Genomic DNA, 1441 nt, shown 5'->3' with positions numbered 1-1441 from the left:
TGAACTGAACCAAAAAAGTTAGACAATAAATAATTTGTCAGGCGACCTTGAGGACCTGAGTCCGGTATTCCACCGGGCTCAGGTTTTTTAGTCGTCTCTTGATACGACGATGGTTATAGTACTCGATGTAACGCTCGAGCTCACATTTGAAGTGGTCCATGTCATCGAACTCCTTGAGATACAGGAGCTCTGACTTGAGCACGGCGAAGAAGCTTTCGATGGCTGCGTTGTCGAGACAGTTGCCCTTACGGGACATGCTTTGCGTAATGCCGTGCTCGTGGAGCGTACCAGTGAACGCTCTATATTGATAATGCCACCCTTGATCGGAATGGAGGATTGGTCGGGCTTTCCCGTCGAGCTTCCCGATTGCCTTGTCTAACATTTCACCAACGAATCGATATGTAGGGCGGTCCGATAGGGTATAGGCAATGATCTCACGGTTTCCCAAGTCCATCATCGGCGACAGGTAGAGCTTCTCACCGAACAGGTGAAACTCAGTGACGTCAGTCACCCATTTCTGGTTCAGGCCGGTGGCCTTGAAGTCCCGTTGGAGAAGATTCGGTGCGACCTCTCCGACCCGTCCTTTATAGGAGCGGTATCGCTTCATGCGGACGAGACATTTGAGACCGAGCTCGTTCATGAGACGGCGCACGGTCTTCGGATCGTGCCGGAAGCCCTGGCGTTCGAGAAGTGCGTGGATGCGACGATAACCACATCGTCCCTCGTGTTCGTGGAAGAGGGTATGGATGGCTGCCTTCACCTCCGCATACTTGTCTTCGCCCGTCAGGCGCGTCCGCCAATAGTAATAGACGCTCCGGGCCATTCCGAGCACGCGGAGGAGTCCCGGAACGGGATAGATTGACCGCAATTCGTCGATTACTTGTGCCTTGATCCGGTTCGTCGCGCATTCTCTTCTTGAACCAAGGCTTTCAATTTTTTTAACGCAGCGTTCTCCATCTCGAGATACTCGATCCGATCTTTGAGCTTCTCGACTTCTGTCATCTCTTCAAAATCCTTCTTCTTGCGTCTCGTCATCGGGGCACGTCCTTTCGGTTTGGCGACCAGACCTGCGGTCCCTTCCCGTTCATACGTCGATCGCCATGTCGAGATCATCCCCGGGGAGGAAATTCGGTATTTTACGGCCGTCTCTCTATTGGACAGGTTATTGGTCGCCATGTCGTTTAATACCTCCAGTTTAAATGCCAGCGAGTGTGTTGTATAGGAAGGATCGAAGATCGTTTCCCCCCAGCGCTCATAGAGATGTGACCACTCACGGACCAGGTTATGCGTTATCCCGAATTCTTTCGCCACACCTCGGTATCCGTCTCGTCCTGTCAGATAACGCTCAGCGACCTGGACTTTAAACGCCTTTGTATATTTGACCATAAAAAACACCCCATAAAAGTTGGATTTTTATGTCCAACTTTTATGGGGCAGTTCA

At 51.4% G+C, this 1441-nt stretch carries 2 protein-coding genes; both read right to left on the bottom strand.

The features are described 5' to 3' along the window. Window positions 1–37: 37 nt before the first annotated feature. Window positions 38–892: an IS3 family transposase gene (locus N7U64_RS15440; protein WP_413230446.1), complete on the bottom strand. Its 855-nt coding sequence runs from the start codon at window positions 890–892 to the stop codon at window positions 38–40. Then, entirely contained in the window at window positions 877–1386 is a 510-nt protein-coding gene (locus N7U64_RS15435) for a helix-turn-helix domain-containing protein (RefSeq protein WP_413230445.1), read from the bottom strand. The genes N7U64_RS15440 and N7U64_RS15435 overlap by 16 nt, the downstream gene beginning before the upstream one ends. Window positions 1387–1441 lie beyond the last annotated feature (55 nt).

Origin of the sequence: Exiguobacterium sp. K1 (genome assembly GCF_033721435.1) — a bacterium.
In the GTDB taxonomy this organism is placed as follows: Bacteria; Bacillota; Bacilli; order Exiguobacteriales; family Exiguobacteriaceae; genus Exiguobacterium_A; species Exiguobacterium_A artemiae.
This window is presented reverse-complemented; position numbering and strand designations above follow the sequence as displayed.

Excerpts from the sequence above, each read along its gene's own strand:
- N7U64_RS15435 (WP_413230445.1), bottom strand. The coding sequence starts at position 1,386 with ATGGTCAAATATACAAAGGCGTTTAAAGTCCAGGTCGCTGAGCGTTAT.